Source organism: Pseudomonas sp. NPDC090203, from assembly GCF_044746765.1.
Taxonomy (GTDB): Bacteria; Pseudomonadota; Gammaproteobacteria; order Pseudomonadales; family Pseudomonadaceae; genus Aquipseudomonas; species Aquipseudomonas putida_AD.
This window is the reverse complement of sequence record NZ_JBIVCV010000008.1, coordinates 291894-314051: the sequence shown is the minus strand read 5'-3', so window position 1 is coordinate 314051 and position 22158 is coordinate 291894. Positions and strand designations below refer to the sequence as shown.

Below are 22158 nucleotides of genomic sequence, written 5' to 3'. Positions count from 1 at the left end.
CTCCATAGCTACAACAATTACCTGTCGCCGATAGCCATGGAGCGGCAGGCGGTTGGATCACCGTAATCGGTGTCCGGAAAAACTTGACCAGTTCAGCTTGCCCGCGAGGGCGGTGTGTCTGAGGGGTATGTGCTGTCTGACGCTACGCCGGTCGCGGGCAAGCGCGCTCCTACGGCCTGCGGCCAGAATCAAAAGCGCGGACGTGCACCCTGTAGGAGCGCGCTTGCCCGCGACGGCGGTGTGCCTGAGGGGCATGTGTTGTCTGACGCTACGCCGGTCGCGGGCAAGCGCGCTCCTACAATGCCGTGGTGGTCCCGTAACCTGTAGGAGTGAGCTTGCTCGCGATGGCGATCTGCCTGGCGGGGATGTGTTGCCTGACACGCCGCAATCGCGAGCAAGCTCACTCCTACGGCCTGCGGCCAGAATCAAAAGCGCGGACGTGCACCCTGTAGGAGCGGGTCAGGTCAGACCTTGCGCGCTTCGTGCATGCGCGCCAGTTGGCGTTCGAGCATGGACGGATACGGCTCCATCAGGCGCTCGACGCAGCTTGCGCCTTCGGGGCTGGCGATCGGGCGGATGCGGGCGCGTTGGCGGATGGTGTGGTCTTCGCTGATCTTGCGCTCCACCAGCAGCAGGTTGCGGCTGTGTTGCGACAGTGCCAGTGCGTCCTGAGCGGTTTCGGTCAACAGCAGGTCGATCTGGTCCATGCCGTGCAGGCCTTCGCCCAGCGTAAGGCCCAACTGCAATTGCAGGGTGATGCCGCTGTCGGCCACTTCGATCTGCAGCGCATGGCTCAGGGCGCGCAACAGCTCGCCGCAGCAAATCGCGTTGGTCAGGTAGTCGTCGCCGCTGTCCTGGGTGCTGAACACCATCAGCGAGCTGCCATCGTTGAGCGTGTGCAGTTCGCTGTCATACAAGGATGCAGCCTGGTCGATGCAGTCGCGATAGCGCTCCAGCAATTCGGTCAGGCGAGTGCGGGGCAGGCGGCGAAGTTGTTCCTGGGAACCCAGTTGCACGGCCAGCACGGCGCTGTATTGCGGCTGCAAGGGCACTACTGGCAACACAGGGCGCGGGGCCGGCTTCTGCACCACCGGAGTTTCGTCACGAAGATCGGCGAACGGGTCGTCTTCGTCTTCCTGATCTTCCTCGGCCACGATGCGGCGGGCCGGAATGGCCGTGGCACGCGGTTTTGGCGCTTCGTCGAACTCGGGGCTTGCGAGGTCGTTGGCGTCGAATTCCGGCGAAGCGTCGTCGTCTTCCTCAACTTGTTCAGGTTCCGGAACCGGTGCAGGCTCGGGCTCAGGCGGCGCGTAGGACGCCTTGAGCTGGCGCGCCAGGTCGCCGATTTCGTCCTGACGGTCGGTAGCCGGGGTGTACGGGTCGATATAACGCAGCCACATGCGCAGTTGCAGCATGGGCGTCGAGATATGCCGCCCCAGGCGCAGACTCAATGCCAGCGCCAGTGCGAGCAGGATACCGGCCAGAATGCCCATGCTTTGCAGGCTGATGGTCAGCGGCTGCTGGAACTGGCTCATGTCCAGGCTGATGCGCAGGGTGCCGGCGACCACGTCCTGGAAGGTGATCTTGATCTCGTACAGGCCCTCGGCCTCACCCAGCAGGCCGTTTTTCGGGCGCTGGCCCGCTTCGGCGAGGATGCGGTTATCCATGCTGTAGATGGCTGCGTGGGCCACCAGCGGGTTCTTGACCAGATTACCCAGCAACACGTTGAGGCTCAGGATGTCGTTGGACACCAGAAGCTCGGTGGCGGAGGTCGCGGTTTGCGTGGTCAGGGCCTGGCCCAGCGCGTCCGCCTGCTCGTGCATGGCTTGCTTGAACTGCAAGCCCATCACGCAGGCGTAGATCACCAGCGCCAGCGCGACGAGGATCACGTTGTGGCTGGCGATGCGCAAAGCTATCGGAACGCGTCGGTGACGCAATGCCCGGAAGATCAGCAAGAAGAAATTATCGGTTTTTACTGGCGTGGGCCGGTTCACTGAGCACGGCTCTCTTGGAGAAGTTGGGGCGCAGTATAGCGAGCGACCCAGACGGGGCAAAGCGCTCGCTGTGCCCGGCGGTCACTGAAAGTGCGTAGAATGCGGTTTTTTTCCACAGCGGGGGTGCGCCTTGCGCGAAATTGTCCTGATTAACATCACCGGCGAAGACCGCCCGGGTCTGACTGCGGCCTTTACCGGCGTCCTGGCCCAGGGCGGCGTCGATGTCCTGGATATCGGTCAGGCCGTGATCCACGACACCCTGTCGTTCGGCATTCTGGTCCAGATCCCGGACACCGAAAGCGGCGCGGCGGTGCTGGACCGGGTCCAGTCGAAGGCCGATGAACTGGGGCAGCAGGTGCTGTTCACTCATGTCAGTGAAGACGATTACCAGCATTGGGTCGACGATCAGGGCAAGGACCGGCACATCGTCACGCTGTTGACGCGCAAGGTCACCGCCGAGCAGTTGCAGACCGTCAGCTCGATCACCGCCAAATACGGCTTGAACATTGACCGGATCGACCGTCTGTCCGGGCGTATGCCACTGGACATGCCGAGCGACAAGGGCAAGGGCTGCATCGAGTTTTCCGTACGTGGCGAGCCGGCCGATGCCCAGCAGATGCGCGCCGAATTCCTGCACGTGGCGCAGGAGCTTAACGTCGACATCGCTTTCCAGCAGGATTCGCTGTTCCGCCGCAACCGCCGTCTGGCGGTGTTCGACATGGACTCGACGCTGATCGAAGCCGAAGTCATCGACGAGTTGGCCAAGGCCCACGGCGTGGGCGACCGCGTGTCGGAAATCACCGAGCGCGCCATGCGCGGCGAACTGGACTTCCGCGCCAGCTTCAAGGAGCGCCTGGCGCTGCTCAAGGGCCTGGACATCAAGGTACTGGACGAAATCGGCGCATCGCTGCGCCTGACCGAAGGCGCCGAGACCCTGTTCGCCGAACTCAAGCGCCTGGGCTACAAGACTGCGATTCTGTCAGGCGGCTTCACCTATTTCGCCCGGCAGTTGCAGGCCAAACTGGGCATCGACTACATCTTCGCCAACGAGCTGGAAGTGGTTGATGGCAAGTGCACCGGCGTTGCCGTGGAGCCGATCGTCGACGCCCAGCGCAAGGCCGATCTGCTGCGTGAGCTGGCGAGCAAGGAAGGTTTGAGCCTGGAGCAGACCATTGCCGTGGGCGATGGCGCGAACGACCTGCCGATGCTGGCGATTGCCGGCCTGGGCGTGGCCTTCCGCGCCAAGCCGCTGGTCAAGCAGTCGGCGAAACAGGCGATCTCGACCCTGGGCCTGGATGGCGTGCTGTATCTGCTGGGCTTCCGCGACCGGGAAGGGCGCGGCTTGTAAGCTGCCCCATTCGCCCCGTAGCAGCACGGCTTGCCGGCGGGGCGGTGTGTCAGTCAGCAGTAGAGTACCTGACACACCGCTCCCGCCGGCAAGCCGTGCTGCTACGGGTTCGAGCGCAAATCCGGATGGTTGCTACAACACCGTCCACAACGAATCGAATTCCTGCTCTGGCACTTCGCTGCCCGGGGCGGGTTTCTTCGGTGCTTCCAGGATCTGATACTCGAACTGGTTGTAGCTGCCGGTCGTCGCCCGACGATTGCTCAAGGTGGCGCGGCGCTCGTCGCCGGTGGTGTTGATCATCACCTTGCTGCCGTCCTCGAAGGGCAGGCGTGGCGCGACCACGGTCGCTGGCACGTCAATGGCCCGCACCTCGGGCAACAGCAGCGCTCGCAGGTACTGGCTGCTCTGCTCGCCCCGCAGCAATTGCATGCCACAGGCCTGGGCAAAGGGCGCAATCAGCTCGACGCCCATCTGCGTGCCGCCGCTGCGCACCTGGCGCACCCAGCGCACGACCGCGATGCTCCAGCCATGGCCGTGGTCCTGAATTCCGATCATCTCCCCGGCCTGCAACTGGTCAGGCACGTCCTTGGGCCACGCCAGGCAGTAACCACCGGGGCTGTGATTGACGATGTTCAGGCTGTAGCTGGGAAAGCCTTTCTGGGCGTCGGAAGCGGGGGCGCCGCCGTCGGCTTCGTCACGCTGGTATTCGATTTCTTCGAACGGCAGCATGGTGGTCGATGTGCCCTTGCGCTGCACCTCGATCGACTGCGCCCAAGGGTCATGCTTTTCCGGTACGAGCGGCTCGAGGGTGTATTCGGCGACCTTGCTGACGGTTACGGCCGGCACCAGCAGCAGGTCGCTGAAGCTCTGCTGCCCGCCAACGAAATAGTGCAGGGCGCTCATGCCGACGCAGACGGTCAGGGTGCCCTGGCCCGGCATGCGCTGGAAGGCGCGCTCGGACACATCGCCCCATGCGGCCGCAAGATGTTGCAAAACATCGATCGACAGGCCCGGGGGCACGTGCAGATAAGACTGCGAACGCTGCTCGATGGGCGTGTCGATGTAGCGCTGCAAGGCGGCGGATAGGGCGCGGGGGTTGATGCCCAGCAGGCTGGCGCGCTGATCCTCGGTGTACAGCGAGGTGTAGCGCGGCGCAGTGTCGGTGCCGTGGGCCACCGCATAGAGGCTAGTGTCGTCCACCGGCTGCTGGAGGGTGACCATGGAACTCCAGGCGTCCAGCGCATCGGCCAGCTTGCCGATGTTGTGCTGGCGCATCTGGTTGCAGCGTGAGCAGCCCATCAACAGCGCCACGGTGTAGGTCTGTTCCACCGTCAGCGTGCGAGTGTGGTGTGCCTGGCTGTCAGCAACGGGGATGTTATGCAGTTGATGCTGCCGGGCGATCTGGTAGATCAGGTGCAGCTCCAGCCACAGGCCATCCTGCACCGGGCAATACAGCTGGTTGGCGCGGATCAGCGGGCCGTTGAGGCAATGCATTGCCCGTTGCAGCGCGGTTGTCAGCAGGGTGATGCGATCCCGGGTGAGCCTGGGTGCCACCTTGGCGATGATCTGTTTGTAGCCGATGGCCAGATGGTTTTGCAGGGCCTGACACAGGTTCGCGACCTTGCGCGGGCGCTCTTCGAGCACCACCGACTGGTTCAGAAAGTGCCGCTCAAGGTGCTTGCACACGAAAAAAACTTCCGGGCGCAGCAATTCGAGCAACTGCAGGCGGTTGTCGCTGGGGGTGAGCAACTGGTTCAGCTCGCCCAGGCCCTGGTAGAGCTGGCGGGCCATCTCGCCGAGGTTGGCTTTGGGAAGCGTGGCGATCCAGCGTTTCAGGTCTTTGGGCGTCGCGTCACAGAACGACAGGCTCGACTGCGTCGGCACAGGTGCGCGCAACAACAGTGGGAGGCTCAAATTACTCATGTGACAAACAAACTCCAAAAGCTACTGGCTCGAAAGGCTGCAGGAAACTGCGTGGATAAAGGTGCGCAGGCCGAGCGAAACGAGCAAGTTTACGTCAATTGGAAGCGAAATTTCCTACAACACCGATAAGTGACTTTACCATCATCGGTATTTCAGAACAGTCCTAATATCAAAATGACATTGTATCGTCCGTGATACTTCGGCTTCATGACCGCCCATGGCGGACCGTATCCGGGGATACGGGACCGCCAACAAAAGCGTGTCAGGATTTGTCAGGCAATAATCAGGCCTGAGCGGGGACGGCCAGCAACTGGCCCATTTGCGTTGGCGATCCTGCCGCCAGGGTCTGCGCCCATTTCACCTGATCCGGCCCGAACAGCACGATGGCGGTCGAACCCAGTTTGAAGCGGCCAAGCTCGGCGCCTTTCTCCAGATGAATCGGGGCGCGCGCGGCTTCGTCGTAGCGGAAAGTCTTGAGTTCACGCTTGGGTGGCGTGACCAGGCCCGCCCACACGGTTTCGATGGAAGCGACGATCATCGCACCCACCAGCACCACGGCCATCGGGCCACGCTCGGTATCGAACAGGCAAACGACGCGTTCGTTGCGGGCGAACAATTCAGGGACGTTTTCAGCGGTGGTCTGGTTGACCGAGAACAGGCGGCCCGGCACGTAGACCATCTCGCGCAGGGTGCCAGCCAGCGGCATGTGCACGCGGTGGTAGTCTTTCGGCGACAGGTAAATGGTCGCGAACTCGCCGCCCATGAACGGCGCGGACAGGCGTGCATCACCGCCCAGCAGTTCCAGGGCGCTGAAGCTGTGGCCCTTGGCCTGGAAGATGCGGCCATGTTCGATCGGGCCCAACTGGCTGACGGCACCGTCGGCAGGGCAGAGGATCGCCCCGGGGGTTTCGTCCAGCGGGCGCGCGCCCGGTTTCAGGGCGCGGGTGAAGAAGTCGTTGAAGTGCGGATACGCGGTGACGTCTTCAACCAGTGCCTGGGACATGTCGACCTGATAGCGGCGCACGAACCACTGGGTGAACGCATTCTTGAACCAGCGCACGCGGCATTCGGCGACGCAGCCGGCCAGGCGCGAGAGCAGATGATGGGGCAGCAGGTATTGGAAAAGAATAAACAGACGCTGTTTCATCAAGGATCCTAAAGTGTTTCAAAAAAGGGTTGAAGGCCGATGTGCAGGTGTCACTTCTCGATCGGCGTGTCCGGGTGGTTGCCCCACTCGCCCCACGAGCCGGCGTAGCCCTTGATGCGTGGGTAGCCCAACGCCTTGGCCACCAGGTAGGTGAAACCCGAGCGATGGTGTGTCTGGCAATGGGTGATCACTTCCTTGTCAGGGGTGATGCCCAGTTCTTCGAGAATTTGCGGCATATCGGTGCGGATGCGCAGGCTGCGCGCCTTGTCCATGCCGGCGGTCCATTCGAAGTTCACGGCACCGGGGATGTGGCCGCCCCGGGCTGCCACCATCTTCTCGCCGGAATATTCCAGCGGGCCGCGGGCGTCCCAGATCGCGAGGTCGGCGGCGCCCAGGCGGCTTTGCAGGTATTCGCGGGTGGCGGTGGGCTCATCGTGCAGGGTCAGCGCCACCGGGCCGCCGGCAGATGCCGGTACTTCGGTGGAAAGCGGCAAGTTCTCTGCCTGCCAGGCCAGCAGCCCGCCATCCAGGTAGTGGTACTTCGAATGCCCGATGACATCCAGCAGCCAGATGAAACGCCCGGCCCAGCCACCGCCTTCGTCGTCGTACACCACGTAGACCGCGTCAGGGTCGTGGCCCAGTTCGCCGAACAGCGCTTCAAGCTGCGCCTGGGTCGGTAGCAGGCCCGGAGCAGGCGGCTGGCCCAGTTGCGTGCGCTTGGGATCGACGAAGCGCGCGCCGGGAATGTGGCCGGCGTCGTAGCGGGCCGCGCTGGTCAGGTCGACCAGGATCAGCTCTGAAGCACCAAGGCGTGCCTGCAGATCGGCGGGCTCGATCACCAGTGGCAAGCTTGAGAAGGCAGACATGTGAGGTCTCCAGATCGCGAAAAAGAGGCGAATTGTAGCTCAGCTGTCAGCCATTGCGTTGGCTAAAGGTGCTCAGTGCCTTCTCGATACATTGCCCCGTTTTACCAAAGGCCTGAACCGTGACTTCCGAAAACGGCCCGCCGCCCTGATCCGCTGCAACCAGCATCAGCACCCGGCCATTGCTGGCCAGTGAGCGGATCAGCAGGTTTTCGCCGCTGAACAGGTTTCGCAGTTGCGCGGGCAGCAGGGCCGAGAACTGCGCGTTGTTGCCGGGCGTCAGGCGCAGTTGGGTGGCCTGGGCCAGAAGCCGTTGCAGCACGGTGCTTTCCTTGTAGGGAATCAGCAGCGCTGCGGCGGATTTATCCACACCCGCAATCTGGTGCACCCGCAGGCTGTCACTCTTGCGATCGAGCATCAGCAGCACCACGCGCTGCATGCCTGAAGCCACCAGTGCGTCACGGGCGCAGAGGGTCAGGTGCATGGCGTTGGCGAAGGCGCTCGGTTCCTTGAGCAGGTCGCCGCAATGCTTGCGCCACACCTGCAACGCTTCGGCCGATGGCGGCGGGGCGGGCAGCAGGCCCTTGTGCACCCGGCGCGTGTCCCACGGCCAGAGCAAGGCTTCGGCCGGATGCCACACCCCCGGCGCTGCGTGCTGGCGGGCGCTGGCGGCGGCGTTCTGGTGCACTTGCTGCTGCAATTCCATCAATGGCTGTTGCAGGTACAGGCTGGTGAGCAATTGCCAGCGCAGGTTATGCGGCGTGTCCCAGGCCTGTTGCGCGGACAGCGCCAGCCCGTTGGCCAGCAGAATGGTGTTGGCCGGCTGGTTGAGCCAGCGGCGCAGCAGCAGGTCGGCGTCCAGCGCCTGCTGCTGTTTGAGGGGGTCGGCGTTCTCATGGGCGATGCGCAGCACCTTGACCAGGTTGCGCTGCTCGTTCATCAGCAGGTTGTAACCCTGAGTGACCCAGACCGGCAGCCGCCAGCGCTCAGCCAGCGCCTGGCAGACGTCCAGCAAGCGTACGCCAAACAAGGCCTTTTCGACGCGTTTGGCGCATTCGCCCTTGTGGATAACCCGCAGCTCCCACTCTTCCAGCAGCTTGGGATGCGCCAGCGCCATGGGCCACAGCGGCGCCAGAAACAGCAGGCTGCCCAGGTGGATGTCCTGCCACAGCCGCGCCAGTTGATTGGCGAACAAGCCGTAAGCCTGCTGGGTGGCGTGCTGGCTGATCAATTGCAACTGACGCAATGCCACCGGGATGCGTTGCAGCTCCACGTTGGGCAGGCGCGCGAGCAGCGTGCCGGTGCGCGCCAGGCCCAGCCGGTTCAGCGCCACTTCCAGGCTTTCCGCAGGCTCGGCCAGGCCGCTGCTGTGCAGGTTGGCTTCGCGCAGGACGCTGAGCACCAGAGCGGGGCTGTCCTGCATCAGGTCGGCAATGTCACGCAGGGACTTGCGGCTGTCGTTCAGCGCGGCCTGGACCTTGGCGTAGGCCACCGCCGGGACGGGCAGGGCAATGCTATCGAGTTGAGTGAGCCAGGTATCGACCGTTTGCGGAACGGGGAGCGTCGAAGCTTTTTCTGATTGCATTCACAAGCCCCATACGGCTGGGAGGTTTTGATCGGCGTCGAATGCTGGCATCATGCTGGCCTTCGCGCTGCTGTGCCCGAGCCAGACGCCAGACAGGATTTTCGCCTGATTTGACTATAGTCTCGCGCACTCGTGCCGATAAGGAGAACAAGAGTTTTGAGCGCTTCTCGCACAATGACCATGAACCCGACTCAGTAAGTATTTTCTACCTATGGCAAAAATTATCGGCATCATCGTCGTTTTCGCGAGCGTCCTCGGCGGCTACGTACTCTCCCATGGTCAAATCGCTGCGTTGATCCAGCCTTTCGAGGTGCTGATCATCGGCGGTGCGGCGTTCGGCGCATTCTTGCAGGCGAACCCGGGCTACATGACCATGCACGTGATCAAGAAATCCGTGAAGATGTTCGGCTCGCGGTTTACCCATGCTTTCTATCTGGAAGTGCTGGGCCTGATCTACGAGATCCTCAACAAGAGCCGTCGTGAAGGCATGATGGCCATCGAGGGTGACATCGAAGAACCGGAAAACAGCCCGATCTTCGCCAAATACCCAAGCGTGCTCAAAGACACCCGCATGATCGCCTTCATCTGCGATTACCTGCGCATCATGTCGTCCGGCAACATGGCTCCCCACGAGCTCGAAGGCCTGTTCGACATGGAACTGCTGAGCATGAAGGAAGAGCTGGAACACCCCTCCCATGCCGTGACCGGCGTGGCCGACGGCATGCCCGGTTTCGGTATCGTCGCGGCGGTACTGGGTATCGTGGTGACCATGGCGTCCCTGGGTTCCGGTGACAAGGCCGCGATCGGTATGCACGTAGGTGCGGCACTGGTCGGTACCTTCTTCGGTATTCTCGCGGCCTACGGCTTCTTCGGCCCGCTGGCCCAGTGCCTGGCCCACGATGCCAAGGAAGAGATGAACGTGTTCGAGTCGATCAAGGCCTCCCTGGTGGCTTCGGCCTCGGGCGTTCCGCCTTCACTGGCCGTCGAATTCGGCCGCAAGGTCCTGTATCCAGCGCATCGCCCCAGCTTCAGCGAGCTGGAACAAGCTGTTCGCGGTCGTTGATCCATGGAAAATAATCAGCCGATTATCGTAAAGCGCGTCAAGCGCTTTGGCGGAGGGCACCACGGTGGTGCCTGGAAAATCGCCTTTGCCGACTTCGCGACGGCAATGATGGCGTTCTTCCTGGTGCTGTGGCTGATGTCCTCGGCAACGCCTGAGCAGTTGATCGCCATCGCCGGTTACTTCAAGGACCCGGTCGGTTTCTCCGACAGCGGCTCGCCCTACGTCATCGACCTGGGCGGTTCGCCCGAGATGTCGCCGGACCAGACCCTCAACCCTGAAGTCAAATCCACTCCTGCGCCGGACAAGGTGCCCGTGGATGCCGACAAGGAAGAGGCGGCGGCCGAACAGGTCGAGCAAGAGCGTCTGGAGATGCTGTTGCAAGAGCTTCAGACCAAGGTCAACGAGAACCCGCAACTGGCGAAGTTCAAGGACCAGATCCTGTTCGAGATCACCCAGGACGGCCTGCGCATCCAGATCATGGACGCGGAGAACCGCCCGATGTTCGACATCGGCAGTGCACGCCTGAAGCCGTATTTCGAAGACATCCTGCTGGCCATGGCCGACACTATCAAGACGGTGCCGAACAAGGTGAGCGTCAGCGGCCATACCGATGCCACGCCTTACGTGGGCAACAACGGATTCGGCAACTGGGAGCTGTCGGCCAACCGCGCCAACGCCGCGCGCCGTGCATTGACGGCAGGTGGCTATCCGGACGGGCAGGTGGCTCGCGTGGTCGGCTTCGCCTCGTCTTCGCTGTATGACAAGGACAACCCGAACAACCCGATCAACCGCCGCATCGACATCACCGTGCTGACCAAAAAGGCCCAGGCGCGTATCGAAGGCGACCAGAACGCAGGGGAAGCGCCGAAGACCGGCCCGGCACCTGCTTCGGCTCCGGCTGCCCAGCCAGGCGCGTCGAACAGCCCGGCCCCCGTGGATCCGCAGGCTTACGCCCAGCCCCACGAGATCCGGCAGAAGCTGAATATCTTCGATCAGGGGCAGTTGAAGATCGACGAAACCAAGAACTGAAACAGGTTCTGACAAAAACGCCGCGATGATCGCGGCGTTTTTGTTTCTGCGGTTACCGCGGTCCGTAGCAGTCCGGCTTGCCGGCGTCGGCGATCGTCAAGTTCTGTGGGAGCGGGCTTGCCCGCGAAGGTGGCGGGTCAGTCAGCCTCAATGTGTCAGGTCTGGCGCTTTCGCGGGCAAGCCCGCTCCCACAGTTGTTCAGCGTGGGCGCCAGAAAGCGCGCCGTTCAGTAGCCGCTGTCAGGCAAGCTGGCGATGATCGAGCGATAGCTGTTCATCCGCTGCTGCTGCACGCGGCCGTCTTCCAGGGCCTTGAGCAGCGCGCAGCCCGGTTCGCGGTCGTGCTTGCAGTCGCGGAAGCGGCAGCGGCCGAGCAGGTCGTTGAATTCGATGAAGCCCGCCTCGACATCGGCGCGGCTCACATGGCCGAGGCCGAATTCCCGGATGCCAGGGGAGTCGATCAGATCGCCGCCACGGGGGAAGTGGAACAGCCGCGCGGTGGTGGTGGTGTGGGTGCCCTGGCCGGAATATTCCGACAGCGGCCCGACCCGAGTTCCTACTTCCGGCAGCAGGCTGTTGACCAGCGAGGACTTGCCCACGCCGGACTGGCCGACGAACACGCTGATGTGGCTGTCCAGTTGGTCCTGCAGTTGCTGCATGCCGTTGCCGTGGTGCGCCGAGACTTCCAGCACCGGGTAGCCCAAGGTGCGGTAGACCGCCAGCAACGCATTGAGCGCCGGGGCGTTCTGCTCGTTGATGAGGTCGTACTTGTTGAGCAACAGCAGCGGGCGAATCCCGGCGTGCTCGGCGGCCACCAGATAGCGGTCGATCAGGTTGGCGTGGGGCTCGGGGGCCGGGGCGAACACAATCACGATCAAATCGACGTTCGCCGCCACGGGTTTCAGCTGGCCGCGGGAATCCGGGCGGCACAGTTCGGTGCTGCGCGGCAGTTGCGCGACGATCACGCCAATGCCCTGGTTGCCCGCACGCCACACGACCTTGTCGCCGGTGACCAGCGCTGGCAGGTTGGCGCGCAGGTGGCAACGGAACACCTGCCCGCTCAGCTCGCCGTCCTGCGCCTCGACTTCCACCTGCACGCCGAAGTGCGCGATCACCAGGCCCGTTTGTTCGGGTCCCAGATCGCCGCCTTCCAGCGTTTCCAAGGCTTGCGATTCACGTTTGGCGGCGCGGGCTGCGCGTTCGCCCTGAATCTTTTCGATGCGCCAGTTCTGGCGGCGATTGAGTTGGCGTTTGGCCATGGGTGCTCAGTGATCCGTTTTATGACGCGTGAAGCTGATGAATGATGAAAACGCCGGGAGTCTAGCACGCCCGCCTGAGCTAAACTGCGCGGCTATAAGCGTAGGAGCCGACATATGCAGAACAAGCAGAACAAGCAGAACCTGATCTGGATCGACCTGGAAATGACAGGTCTGGACCCTGATAACGACGTCATCATCGAAATGGCCACCATCATCACTGACAGCGAGCTGAACACGCTGGCCGAAGGCCCGGTGATTGCCGTGCACCAGAGCGATGAACTGCTCAACGGCATGGACGAATGGAATACCCGCCAGCATGGCGGCTCGGGCCTGACCCAGCGCGTGCGCGAGAGCAAGATCTCCACCGCCGAGGCGGAAGCCATGACTCTGGAGTTCATCAAGCAGTGGGTCCCGGAGCGCAGCTCGCCGATCTGCGGCAACAGCATCTGCCAGGATCGCCGCTTCCTTTATAAGCGCATGCCGACCCTGGAAAACTACTTCCACTACCGCAACCTGGACGTCTCGACCCTCAAGGAGCTGGCCGCCCGCTGGTCGCCTGAGTTGAAGTTCAAGAAGGGCAGCACCCACCTGGCGCTGGACGATATCCGCGAATCCATCGCCGAGCTGCGTTTCTATCGCGAGCATTTCATCAAGGTTTGAACCCCCACATCTCCCTGTAGGAGCGCGCTTGCCCGCGATGCCGGTGTGTCAGACGCCAATTTTTACGCTGACACACTGCGGTCGCGGGCAAGCGCGCTCCTACAGGCGTTTAGAGGCCGTGCTGGCGCAACGCCCATTCCACATGCTCGCGCACCATCTCCGACGGGTAATCCAGCCGCGCCTTCAACGCCTCGATCACCGGGATACTCGACGGCGCATTCCCCAGCCCCACCGCCAGATTCCTCAACCAGCGCTCATAACCCGCCCGCCGCAACGGTGAGCCTTCGGTATTGCTGAGAAAGGTCGTTTCATCCCACAAGAACAGCGTGGTCAGCTCGGCATTGTCCAGACCGTGACGCGGCTTGAAGTCGTTCTGATCGGTTGGCCGGGCAAAGCGGTTCCACGGGCAGACGATCTGACAGTCATCGCAGCCGAACACCCGGTTGCCGATCAACGGCCGCAAATCTTCCGGAATCGCCGTTTTCAGCTCGATGGTCAGGTAGGAAATGCAACGCCGGGCGTCCAGCACGTAGGGGCCGACGAAGGCATTGGTCGGGCAGATGTCCAGGCACGCGCTGCAACGGCCGCAGTGCTCGGTGGCGTGGGGGGCGTCGACCGGCAGGGGCAGGTCGACAAACAACTCGCTGAGGAAGAAATAGCTGCCGGCCTTGCGATTGAGCACCAAGGTGTTCTTGCCGATCCAGCCCAGCCCCGCCTGTTCGGCGATGGCTTTTTCCAGCACCGGGGCGCTGTCGACGAATGCGCGAAAACCGAACGGGCCGATGGCCTGTTGAATGCGCTCGGCCAGTTGCTGCACGCGTTTGCGGATGAGCTTGTGGTAGTCGCGGCCCAAGGCGTAGCGCGACACGTAGGCTTTCTCGGGCTGATTCAGCAATTGCGCCATCTGCGTGTCGCCGGGCAGGTAGTCCATGCGCAGGGAAACAACTCGCAACGTTCCCGGCACCAATTCGTCGGGATGCGAACGTTTGCTGCCATGGGCTGCCATATAGTCCATCTCGCCGTGATACCCGGCTTCGAGCCAGCGCTCCAGATGCTGCTCATGTTCCGCCAGATCCAGCCCCGAGATGCCGACCTGCTGGAAACCCAGCTCGCGCGCCCAATCCTTGACCGATTGGGCAAGCTCGTCCAACTGGGCAGCATTCAAGGGCACAGCGTTTGTGGATGGATCTACAGTAATCGCGGACATGCAAGGAGGACACCGGGGCACAGGTGCGTATAATTCTGCCAGACATCGGAGCCCGAAGACGCATGTTGCACAGTAAACCTCCATTACCCGACGCGCTGTATGGCGCAGCCCAGGTGCGCGACCTCGACGCGCGCCTGATCGCAGCAGGTACGCCCGGCTTCGAATTGATGCAGCGCGCAGCCCATGCGGCATGGCGCGCGCTGCGTCGTCGCTGGCCTGATGCCGGCGACGTGACGGTGCTGGCAGGGCACGGCAATAACGCTGGCGATGGCTACCTGATCGCCGCGCTGGCCAGGCGGGCGGGCTGGCAGGTGCGGGTACTGGCCGTGGGCAATGCCGCGGCCCTGACCGGCGACGCCGAGTCTGCTTATAAAGAGGCGCTGGCCGAAGGCGTCGATGTCCGGCCCTGGCAGCAACAGGCCCTGAGCGGTGTGTTGGTGGATGCGCTGCTGGGCACCGGCCTCAAGGGCGACGTTCGCGCTCCTTACGCTGACGCCATCGAGGCGATCAACGCCAGCGGGCTGCCGGTGCTGGCGGTGGATATCCCCTCGGGGCTGAGCGCCGACACTGGCCATATGCTGGGTAAAGCGGTGCGCGCTGACCTCACCGTGACATTTATCGGGCTCAAGATTGGCCTGTTCACCGGAGATGCACCGGACCTGGTGGGCGAGCTTGTGTTCGACGATCTGCAGGCCGATCCGGCCATCGTCGCGCAGGTCCCGGTCAGCGTGAAACGACTGGATACATTCAATCTGCCGCGCCTTGCGCCTCGCTCGCGTACCTCGCACAAGGGCATGTTCGGGCGCGCGCTGGTGATCGGTGGCGATCTGGGCTTCGGCGGTGCGGCGCTGCTGTCCACCGAAAGCGCGTTGCGCTGCGGCGCGGGCATGGTGACGCTGGCGACCCGGCCCGAGCATGTTTCGGCGGCGCTGGCGCGGTTTCCGGAAGTCATGAGTGCAGGCATCAGTTCGGCCAACCAGTTGATGGGGCTGATCGAGCCTGCAACGGTGCTGGTGGTCGGCCCTGGACTGGGCCAGGCGGCGTGGGGGCGCAGCCTGCTGTCTGCGGCAGCGAACGCCGAGCGCCCGCAGGTGTGGGACGCCGATGCGCTGAATCAATTGGCGGCGGGGCGGGTCAGCCTGCCCGAAGGTTGCGTGATTACACCGCACCCAGGCGAGGCGGCGCGGCTGTTGGGCGTCAGCTCCCGAGAAATTCAGGCTGATCGCCCGGCGGCGGCGAAAGCCCTGGCTAAAAAATTTGATGCCGTATGCGTCTTGAAAGGTAGTGGCAGTTTGATTTCAAGTCCGAGCGGCGAGCTGGCGTTGGCCGACCACGGACACCCGGCGATGGCCACCGGTGGGCTGGGGGACGTGCTCGCCGGGGTGATCGGCGCCCTGATGGCGCAAGGCATGCCGGCATTCGAGGCTGCCTGCCTGGCCGTGTGGCTGCACGCGCTGGCGGGCGAGAAATGTGGTTCTGACGGACGCGGTCTGGCTGCCGCTGATCTGATTCCTGTGATTCGCAAGCTTCTGGAGGAGCAACAACCGTGTCTGAGTTAACCCTGCACCTGGTGGGTGAAGAGGCGATGACGAACTTTGGTGCACGGATTGCCCAAGTGACTGAAAGCAGTGGGATTATTTTTCTCGAAGGGGATCTCGGGGCGGGCAAGACGACCCTGTCACGGGGCATCATCCGGGGCCTGGGGCACACCGGCGCGGTCAAAAGCCCGACTTTCACCCTCGTGGAACCTTACGAAATTGGGAGAAATCGCGCGTATCACTTTGATCTTTACCGACTTGTTGATCCAGAAGAGCTAGAATTCCTCGGCATACGCGATTACTTCGAAGGAGAAGCGCTGTGCCTGATCGAGTGGCCGAATCTGGGTACAGGCTTTTTGCCAAAGCCTGACCTGATCATTACCATTAGGCCGCACGCTGATGGTCGAGCGCTGACACTGAGCCCGGAAAGCTCGCGTGGGCAAGCGTGGTGTGCCGCTTTGGCTTTGGAATTCAAATAGATATGGGGTTAGGTATGCGCATGCGCGCGCTGGTTACTGTGGTAGGACTGTTGCTGACGACACTGGCTGTCGATGCGTTGGCCGCTACACAGGTACGAAGTGTCCGCTTGTGGCGCGCTCCGGATAACACCCGCCTGGTGTTCGACCTGTCCGGGCCGGTTCAGCACAGCGTCTTCACGCTGCAGTCCCCGGACCGCCTGGTGATCGACATCAATGGCGCGACCCTGGGCGGTTCGCTGAACATCGGCACCGCCAACACGCCGATTACCGCCATGCGCTCGGCCCAGCGCACCCCTGACGACCTGCGTGTGGTCATCGACCTGAAGAAGGCCGTGACCCCGAAGAGCTTCACCCTGGCGCCGAACGCACAGTACGGCAACCGCCTGGTGGTCGACTTGTACGACAACCCGGCCGACGCCAACCCGACGCCAACCGTGGCCGATACCCCGGCAACCGTCGCCCCGGCCACGCCTGCGGTGCCGGTCAGCCCGTCCAAGCCTGAAATCAAGTTGCCGCCTGTGCCTAACGGCAAGCGCGACATCGTGGTGGTGGTCGATGCCGGTCACGGCGGCGAAGACCCCGGCGCTTCGGGTGGCCGTGGCCAGAAAGAAAAGAACGTGGTGCTGTCCATCGCCAAGGAGCTGCAGCGCCAGATCAACGCCGAGAAGGGCTATCGCGCAGAATTGACCCGCACCGGCGACTACTTCATTCCGCTGCGTAAACGCACCGAGATTGCCCGCGCCAAGGGCGCCGACCTGTTCGTTTCCATTCACGCCGACGCCGCGCCTTCATCGGCTGCCTTCGGTGCATCGGTGTTCGCCCTGTCTGAACGCGGCGCGACGTCTGAAACCGCGCGCTGGCTGGCCGACAGTGAAAACCGCTCCGACTTGATCGGTGGTGCGGGCGCCGTGAGCCTGGACGACAAGGACCGCATGCTCGCGGGCGTGTTGCTGGACCTGTCCATGACCGCATCGCTGACGTCCAGCCTCAACGTCGGGCAGAAGGTCCTGAGCAACATTGGCCGCGTGACCTCGCTGCACAAGTCCCGGGTCGAACAGGCGGGCTTCATGGTGCTCAAGTCGCCGGACATCCCGTCGATCCTGGTCGAAACTGGGTTCATCTCCAACGCCGCCGAAGCCAACAAGCTCGAAGGCGCGAGCCATCAGCAGGCGCTGGCGCGTTCGATCACCGCTGGCGTGAAGCAGTTCTTCCAGCAGAACCCGCCGCAGGGCACTTACATTGCCTGGCTGCGCGACAACGGCAAGCTGGCCATGGGCCCGCGTGAGCACACCGTGCGCCCGGGCGAGTCCCTGAGCATGCTGTCGGCGCGCTATGACATGAGCATGGAGGCGTTGCGCAGCGCCAACAGGCTGAGCTCCGATGAGCTGAAAGTCGGCCAGCAATTGAAGATCCCGAGCGCGGAACTGGCGGGTGAGCCATGACCGACCTGCTGCTCGATGAGCAAGGCTTCGACGTTACTGTAGGCAGCGATACCCCGGCAGCACAGGCTGCGCGCATCCAGTTGCTCAGCCCACGGCTTGCCAACCAGATCGCCGCGGGCGAGGTGGTCGAGCGCCCTGCGTCGGTCATCAAGGAGCTGCTGGAAAACAGCCTGGACTCCGGCGCCCGGCGTATTGATGTCGACGTCGAGCAGGCTGGTATCAAGCTGTTGCGCGTGCGCGACGACGGTGGCGGTATTTCGCCCGATGACCTGCCGCTAGCCTTGGCGCGCCACGCCACCAGTAAGATTCGTGACCTGGAAGACCTCGAGCGGGTCATGAGCCTGGGCTTTCGTGGTGAGGCGCTGGCATCGATCAGCTCCGTCGCCCGCCTGACCCTGACCTCGCGCACCCGCGACGCCGATCAGGCCTGGCAGGTGGAAACCGAAGGCCGCGACATGGCAGCCCGCGTGCAGCCTGCTGCGCATCCGGTGGGCACCTCGGTTGAAGTGCGCGACCTGTTCTTCAATACCCCGGCCCGGCGCAAGTTCCTCAAGGCCGAGAAGACCGAATTCGATCACCTGCAGGAAGTCATCAAGCGCATGGCCCTGGCGCGTTTCGACGTGGCCTTCCACCTGCGCCATAACGGCAAGACCATCCTCAGCCTGCACGAGGCCCGCGATGACGTGGCCCGTGCGCGGCGCGTCTCGGCCGTCTGCGGGCCGGGCTTTCTCGAACAGGCGCTGCCCATCGAGGTCGAGCGCAATGGCCTGAAACTCTGGGGCTGGGTCGGTTTGCCGACGTTCTCACGCAGCCAGGCTGACTTGCAGTATTTCTTCGTCAACGGCCGTGCGGTGCGCGACAAACTGGTTGCCCACGCGGTCCGTCAGGCTTACCGCGATGTGCTGTTCAACGGCCGGCACCCGACGTTTGCCCTGTTCTTCGAGGTCGATCCGGCGGCAGTGGACGTCAACGTTCACCCGACTAAACACGAAGTGCGCTTCCGTGACGGGCGCATGGTGCATGACTTCCTTTATGGCACGCTGCACCGCGCGCTGGGTGATGTGCGCCCTGAAGATCAGGTGGCGGGCACCACCTCGGTCACCGCGCTGGTGCGCCCGACCGGGCCGGAAGCCGGCGAGTTCGGCCCGCAGGGCGAGATGCGCCTGGCCAACAACGTGCTGGAAACCCCGCAAGGCCCGGCTTGGAACCCTCCTGCCGGCTCCGCGCCGGGCAGCGGCAGCGGTTCGGGCTATCAATATCAGTACACGCCACGCCCTGCATCGGTGTTGCCGGCGGAAGAAGCGCGGGCGGCCTACAGCACGTTCTTTGCCCCGCTGCCCGGCGCTCAGGTCAATCCTGATGCATCCGCTGGCGTTGCGCTGCCCGAGTCCCAAGGCGATATCCCGCCATTGGGTTATGCGCTGGCGCAGCTCAAAGGCATCTATATCCTTGCCGAAAACGCCCACGGGCTGGTGCTGGTGGACATGCACGCCGCCCACGAGCGGATCATGTACGAGCGCCTGAAGATCGCCATGGCCAGCGAAGGCCTCTCCGGCCAGCCGCTGCTGGTGCCTGAGTCGATCGCCGTTAGCCAGCGCGAGGCCGATTGCGCCGAAGAGCACATGGCGACCTTCCAGCAACTGGGCTTCGAACTGCAGCGCCTAGGCCCCGAGAGCCTGGCGATCCGGCAGATTCCCGCACTGCTCAAGCAGGCCGAGGCCAACCGGCTGGTGCACGATGTACTGGCGGACCTGATGGAGTACGGCACCAGCGACCGGGTGCAGGCGCACATGAACGAACTGCTCGGCACCATGGCCTGCCACGGCGCGGTGCGCGCCAACCGCCGCTTGGCGATCCCGGAAATGAACGGCCTGCTGCGCGACATGGAAAACACCGAGCGCAGCGGTCAATGCAACCACGGACGGCCGACCTGGACCCAGCTGGGTCTGGACGATCTCGACAAACTGTTTCTGCGCGGTCGCTGATGAGTGCTTATCCTCCGGCCATCTTTCTGATGGGGCCGACCGCCGCTGGCAAGACCGATCTTGCAATCGAACTGACCAAGGTGCTGCCGTGCGAACTGATCAGTGTCGATTCGGCGCTGGTCTACCGCGGCATGGACATCGGCACCGCCAAGCCTTCAAAAGCGCTTCTGGACAAGTATCCGCATCGATTGATCGATATTCTCGACCCGTCGCAGAGCTATTCCGCCGCTGATTTTCGAACCGATGCCTTGCAGGCCATGGCTGAAATCACCGCCCGGGGAAAAATTCCCCTGCTGGTCGGTGGCACCATGTTGTATTTCAAGGCTCTATTGGAGGGCCTTGCCGACATGCCGGCTGCCGATCCACAGGTTCGGGCACAACTGGAAGCCGAAGCGGCCAGTCGTGGCTGGCAGGCATTGCACGATGAATTGGCGAGTATCGACCCGGTGTCGGCGGCGCGGATTCATCCCAACGATCCACAGCGGTTGGTGCGGGCACTGGAAGTTTATCGGGTCAGCGGAATGAGCATGACCGCGCATCGCGAGCAACAAAGTGCGCAAAGTGCTCAAGCTGGCGGTTCGGGGCGGCATCAATTGCCCTATACTGTCGCAAATCTTGCGATTGCTCCGGCAGATCGCAAGGTATTGCATGACCGGATCGCACTGCGTTTCGGGCAAATGCTCGATGAAGGATTCGTTGAAGAAGTCGTAGCGTTACGTTCGAGGGGTGACCTGCACTCGAATTTGCCGTCTATCAGAGCTGTAGGGTATCGCCAGGTCTGGGACTACCTTGACGGCAACCTGACCCGCGACGAGATGCGCGAACGCGGCATCATCGCCACGCGCCAGTTGGCCAAGAGGCAGTTCACCTGGCTGCGAAGCTGGGAAGATTTACACTGGTTGGACAGCCTGGCTTGCGACAATCTGCCACGCACCTTGAAATACCTGGGATCGGCCTCCATATTGAGCTGAGTCCTTGCAATAGCCGTCTATCCTTGGGGGGTAACGGCCCAAGCCAATGTTTTCGAATTTATTCTATTGATCCTTAAAGGAGTGCGGCACATGTCAAAAGGGCATTCGCTACAAGACCCTTACCTGAATACTTTGCGTAAAGAGAAGGTCGGGGTTTCGATCTATCTGGTAAACGGTATCAAACTGCAAGGCACGATCGAGTCGTTCGACCAGTTCGTCATTTTGCTGAAGAACACTGTCAGCCAAATGGTTTACAAGCACGCTATCTCTACCGTCGTTCCAGTTCGTCCAATTCGCCTGCCTAGCGCTTCCGAATCCGAACAGGGTGATGCTGAGCCAGGTAACGCCTGATAGGAGTCTGCCTTGTTCTTTGAGCGCCACGGTGGTGGTGAGCGGGCAATCCTCGTTCATTTGGATGGCCAGGACCCTGAGGCGCGCGAAGATCCGCAGGAGTTCCGGGAACTGGCTGTTTCGGCGGGTGCCGATATCGTCGCGTTCATCAACGTGCCACGACATCGGCCAACGGCCAAATATCTGGTAGGCAGTGGCAAGGTCGAGGAATTGCGCGATCTGGTCCAGGCCGAAAAAACCGATATCGTCATCTTCAATCACATCCTTACGCCCAGTCAGGAACGTAACCTCGAGCGTGTGTTCGAGTGTCGCGTGCTTGACCGTACGGGTCTGATTCTCGACATCTTCGCCCAGCGCGCCCGTACCCACGAGGGCAAGCTGCAGGTCGAACTGGCCCAGCTTGAACACATGAGCACGCGCCTGGTTCGCGGCTGGACTCACCTTGAGCGTCAGGGCGGCGGTATCGGCCTGCGCGGTCCGGGTGAAACCCAGCTCGAGACCGACCGGCGTCTGCTGCGGGTGCGTCTGCGCCAGATCAAGAGCCGTCTCGAAAAGGTCCGCAGCCAGCGTGACCAGGCCCGCCGTGGCCGCTCGCGCGCGGACATCCCGACCGTGTCGATCGTTGGCTACACCAACGCCGGCAAATCGACGCTGTTCAATGCGGTGACCGATTCCGACGTCTACGCTGCTGACCAACTGTTCGCCACCCTTGACCCGACCCTGCGCCGTCTTGAACTCAACGACCTGGGGCCGATCGTGCTGGCCGATACGGTGGGTTTCATCCGCCACCTGCCGCACAAGCTGGTCGAGGCCTTTCGGGCTACGCTCGAAGAGTCGAGCAACTCGGACCTGTTGCTGCATGTGATCGACGCTCATGAGCCCGACCGCATGGAGCAGATCGAGCAGGTAATGGCGGTACTGGGCGAGATCGGTGCCCAGGACTTGCCGATGCTCGAGGTCTATAACAAACTCGATTTGCTCGAGGGGGTCGAGCCTCAGATCCAGCGCGATGCCGATGGCAAGCCGCAAAGGGTCTGGGTTTCCGCTCGTGACGGTCGTGGCCTGGACTTGCTCAAGCAAGCCATCGCCGAATTGTTGGGCAACGATCTGTTCGTTGGCACCCTGTGCCTGTCGCAACGCTTCGCAAGGCTTCGCGCCCAGTTCTTCCAGCTGGGAGCGGTGCAGAGCGAGGAGCATGACGAGGAAGGCCAGAGCCTGTTGGCTGTAAGGCTACCCCGAGTTGAATTCAATCGCCTGGTGAGTCGCGAAGGACTGCAGCCGCTGGAATTCATCGAGCAACACACTTTGCAATAAA

The 22158-nt window shown here is 62.7% G+C and carries 18 protein-coding genes; 11 read left to right on the top strand and 7 right to left on the bottom strand.

Annotated features, from left to right (window positions below; genetic code table 11):
* Nucleotides 1-464: 464 nt before the first annotated feature.
* The gene (locus ACIPO9_RS16545; RefSeq protein ID WP_400782130.1) at nt 465-1994 is read right to left on the bottom strand and encodes a histidine kinase; all 1530 of its coding nucleotides are present in this window, start codon (nt 1992-1994) and stop codon (nt 465-467) included.
* A 130-nt stretch (nt 1995-2124) separates the two neighbouring features.
* Between ACIPO9_RS16545 and serB the strand changes: the two genes are divergently transcribed.
* Nucleotides 2125-3342 carry a phosphoserine phosphatase SerB gene (gene serB / locus ACIPO9_RS16540; protein WP_400782128.1) on the top strand — a complete coding sequence of 406 codons (1218 nt, stop codon included), beginning with the start codon at nt 2125-2127 and terminating at the stop codon, nt 3340-3342.
* A 132-nt stretch (nt 3343-3474) separates the two neighbouring features.
* Here the strand turns inward: serB and ACIPO9_RS16535 are convergent, their stop codons facing one another.
* The 4 genes from ACIPO9_RS16535 to ACIPO9_RS16520 all read right to left on the bottom strand — a co-directional run bounded on the left by ACIPO9_RS16535 (nt 3475) and on the right by ACIPO9_RS16520 (nt 8860).
* Nucleotides 3475-5265: a molecular chaperone gene (locus ACIPO9_RS16535; protein ID WP_400605603.1), complete on the bottom strand. Its 1791-nt coding sequence runs from the start codon at nt 5263-5265 to the stop codon at nt 3475-3477.
* A gap of 283 nt (nt 5266-5548) precedes the next feature.
* Nucleotides 5549-6412, bottom strand: coding sequence for an archaetidylserine decarboxylase (gene asd / locus ACIPO9_RS16530; RefSeq protein WP_274131694.1), 864 nt, complete (start codon nt 6410-6412; stop codon nt 5549-5551).
* 50 nt (nt 6413-6462) lie between these two features.
* A complete protein-coding gene (gene rhdA, locus ACIPO9_RS16525; RefSeq protein ID WP_400605600.1) occupies nt 6463-7278 on the bottom strand; it encodes a thiosulfate sulfurtransferase in 816 nt (271 codons plus the stop codon).
* Between the two features lie 46 nt (nt 7279-7324).
* Nucleotides 7325-8860 (bottom strand): HDOD domain-containing protein, encoded by a 1536-nt coding sequence (locus tag ACIPO9_RS16520; RefSeq protein ID WP_400782127.1) that lies wholly within the window; start codon nt 8858-8860, stop codon nt 7325-7327.
* Between the two features lie 211 nt (nt 8861-9071).
* On the opposite strand from ACIPO9_RS16520, the gene motA reads away from it, so the two are divergent.
* The gene (gene motA, locus ACIPO9_RS16515; protein ID WP_274131691.1) at nt 9072-9923 is read left to right on the top strand and encodes a flagellar motor stator protein MotA; all 852 of its coding nucleotides are present in this window, start codon (nt 9072-9074) and stop codon (nt 9921-9923) included.
* 3 nt (nt 9924-9926) lie between these two features.
* Nucleotides 9927-10952 (top strand): flagellar motor protein MotB, encoded by a 1026-nt coding sequence (gene motB / locus ACIPO9_RS16510; RefSeq protein WP_400782126.1) that lies wholly within the window; start codon nt 9927-9929, stop codon nt 10950-10952.
* A 226-nt stretch (nt 10953-11178) separates the two neighbouring features.
* Here motB and rsgA read toward each other — a convergent pair whose 3' ends face one another.
* Nucleotides 11179-12210: a small ribosomal subunit biogenesis GTPase RsgA gene (gene rsgA / locus ACIPO9_RS16505; RefSeq protein ID WP_400605595.1), complete on the bottom strand. Its 1032-nt coding sequence runs from the start codon at nt 12208-12210 to the stop codon at nt 11179-11181.
* 114 nt (nt 12211-12324) lie between these two features.
* On the opposite strand from rsgA, the gene orn reads away from it, so the two are divergent.
* The gene (gene orn / locus ACIPO9_RS16500; RefSeq protein WP_400782124.1) at nt 12325-12870 is read left to right on the top strand and encodes an oligoribonuclease; all 546 of its coding nucleotides are present in this window, start codon (nt 12325-12327) and stop codon (nt 12868-12870) included.
* Nucleotides 12871-12979: 109 nt separating this feature from the next.
* Here the strand turns inward: orn and queG are convergent, their stop codons facing one another.
* Nucleotides 12980-14077, bottom strand: a complete 1098-nt coding sequence (gene queG / locus ACIPO9_RS16495; protein ID WP_400782122.1) for a tRNA epoxyqueuosine(34) reductase QueG — start codon at nt 14075-14077, stop codon at nt 12980-12982.
* 62 nt (nt 14078-14139) lie between these two features.
* Here queG and ACIPO9_RS16490 point away from each other — a divergent pair, with 62 nt between their 5' ends.
* The 7 genes from ACIPO9_RS16490 (at nt 14140) to hflX (ending at nt 22157) form a co-directional block, all read left to right on the top strand.
* The gene (locus tag ACIPO9_RS16490) at nt 14140-15636 is read left to right on the top strand and encodes an NAD(P)H-hydrate dehydratase (protein WP_400782119.1); all 1497 of its coding nucleotides are present in this window, start codon (nt 14140-14142) and stop codon (nt 15634-15636) included.
* Nucleotides 15624-16094: a tRNA (adenosine(37)-N6)-threonylcarbamoyltransferase complex ATPase subunit type 1 TsaE gene (gene tsaE / locus ACIPO9_RS16485; protein WP_400782116.1), complete on the top strand. Its 471-nt coding sequence runs from the start codon at nt 15624-15626 to the stop codon at nt 16092-16094. Before ACIPO9_RS16490 ends, tsaE begins: the two co-directional genes overlap by 13 nt.
* A 2-nt stretch (nt 16095-16096) precedes the next feature.
* Entirely contained in the window at nt 16097-17536 is a 1440-nt protein-coding gene (locus ACIPO9_RS16480) for an N-acetylmuramoyl-L-alanine amidase (protein ID WP_274131684.1), read from the top strand.
* On the top strand, nt 17533-19521 hold the full coding sequence (mutL, locus tag ACIPO9_RS16475) for a DNA mismatch repair endonuclease MutL (RefSeq protein ID WP_400782113.1): 1989 nt from the start codon (nt 17533-17535) through the stop codon (nt 19519-19521). Before ACIPO9_RS16480 ends, mutL begins: the two co-directional genes overlap by 4 nt.
* Nucleotides 19521-20492, top strand: a complete 972-nt coding sequence (gene miaA, locus ACIPO9_RS16470; protein WP_274131682.1) for a tRNA (adenosine(37)-N6)-dimethylallyltransferase MiaA — start codon at nt 19521-19523, stop codon at nt 20490-20492. The genes mutL and miaA overlap by 1 nt, the downstream gene beginning before the upstream one ends.
* A gap of 90 nt (nt 20493-20582) precedes the next feature.
* Entirely contained in the window at nt 20583-20843 is a 261-nt protein-coding gene (gene hfq, locus ACIPO9_RS16465; protein WP_007921378.1) for an RNA chaperone Hfq, read from the top strand.
* Nucleotides 20844-20855: 12 nt separating this feature from the next.
* Complete coding sequence (gene hflX, locus ACIPO9_RS16460) at nt 20856-22157, top strand: ribosome rescue GTPase HflX (RefSeq protein WP_274131679.1); 1302 nt, start codon at nt 20856-20858, stop codon at nt 22155-22157.
* Nucleotide 22158 lies beyond the last annotated feature (1 nt).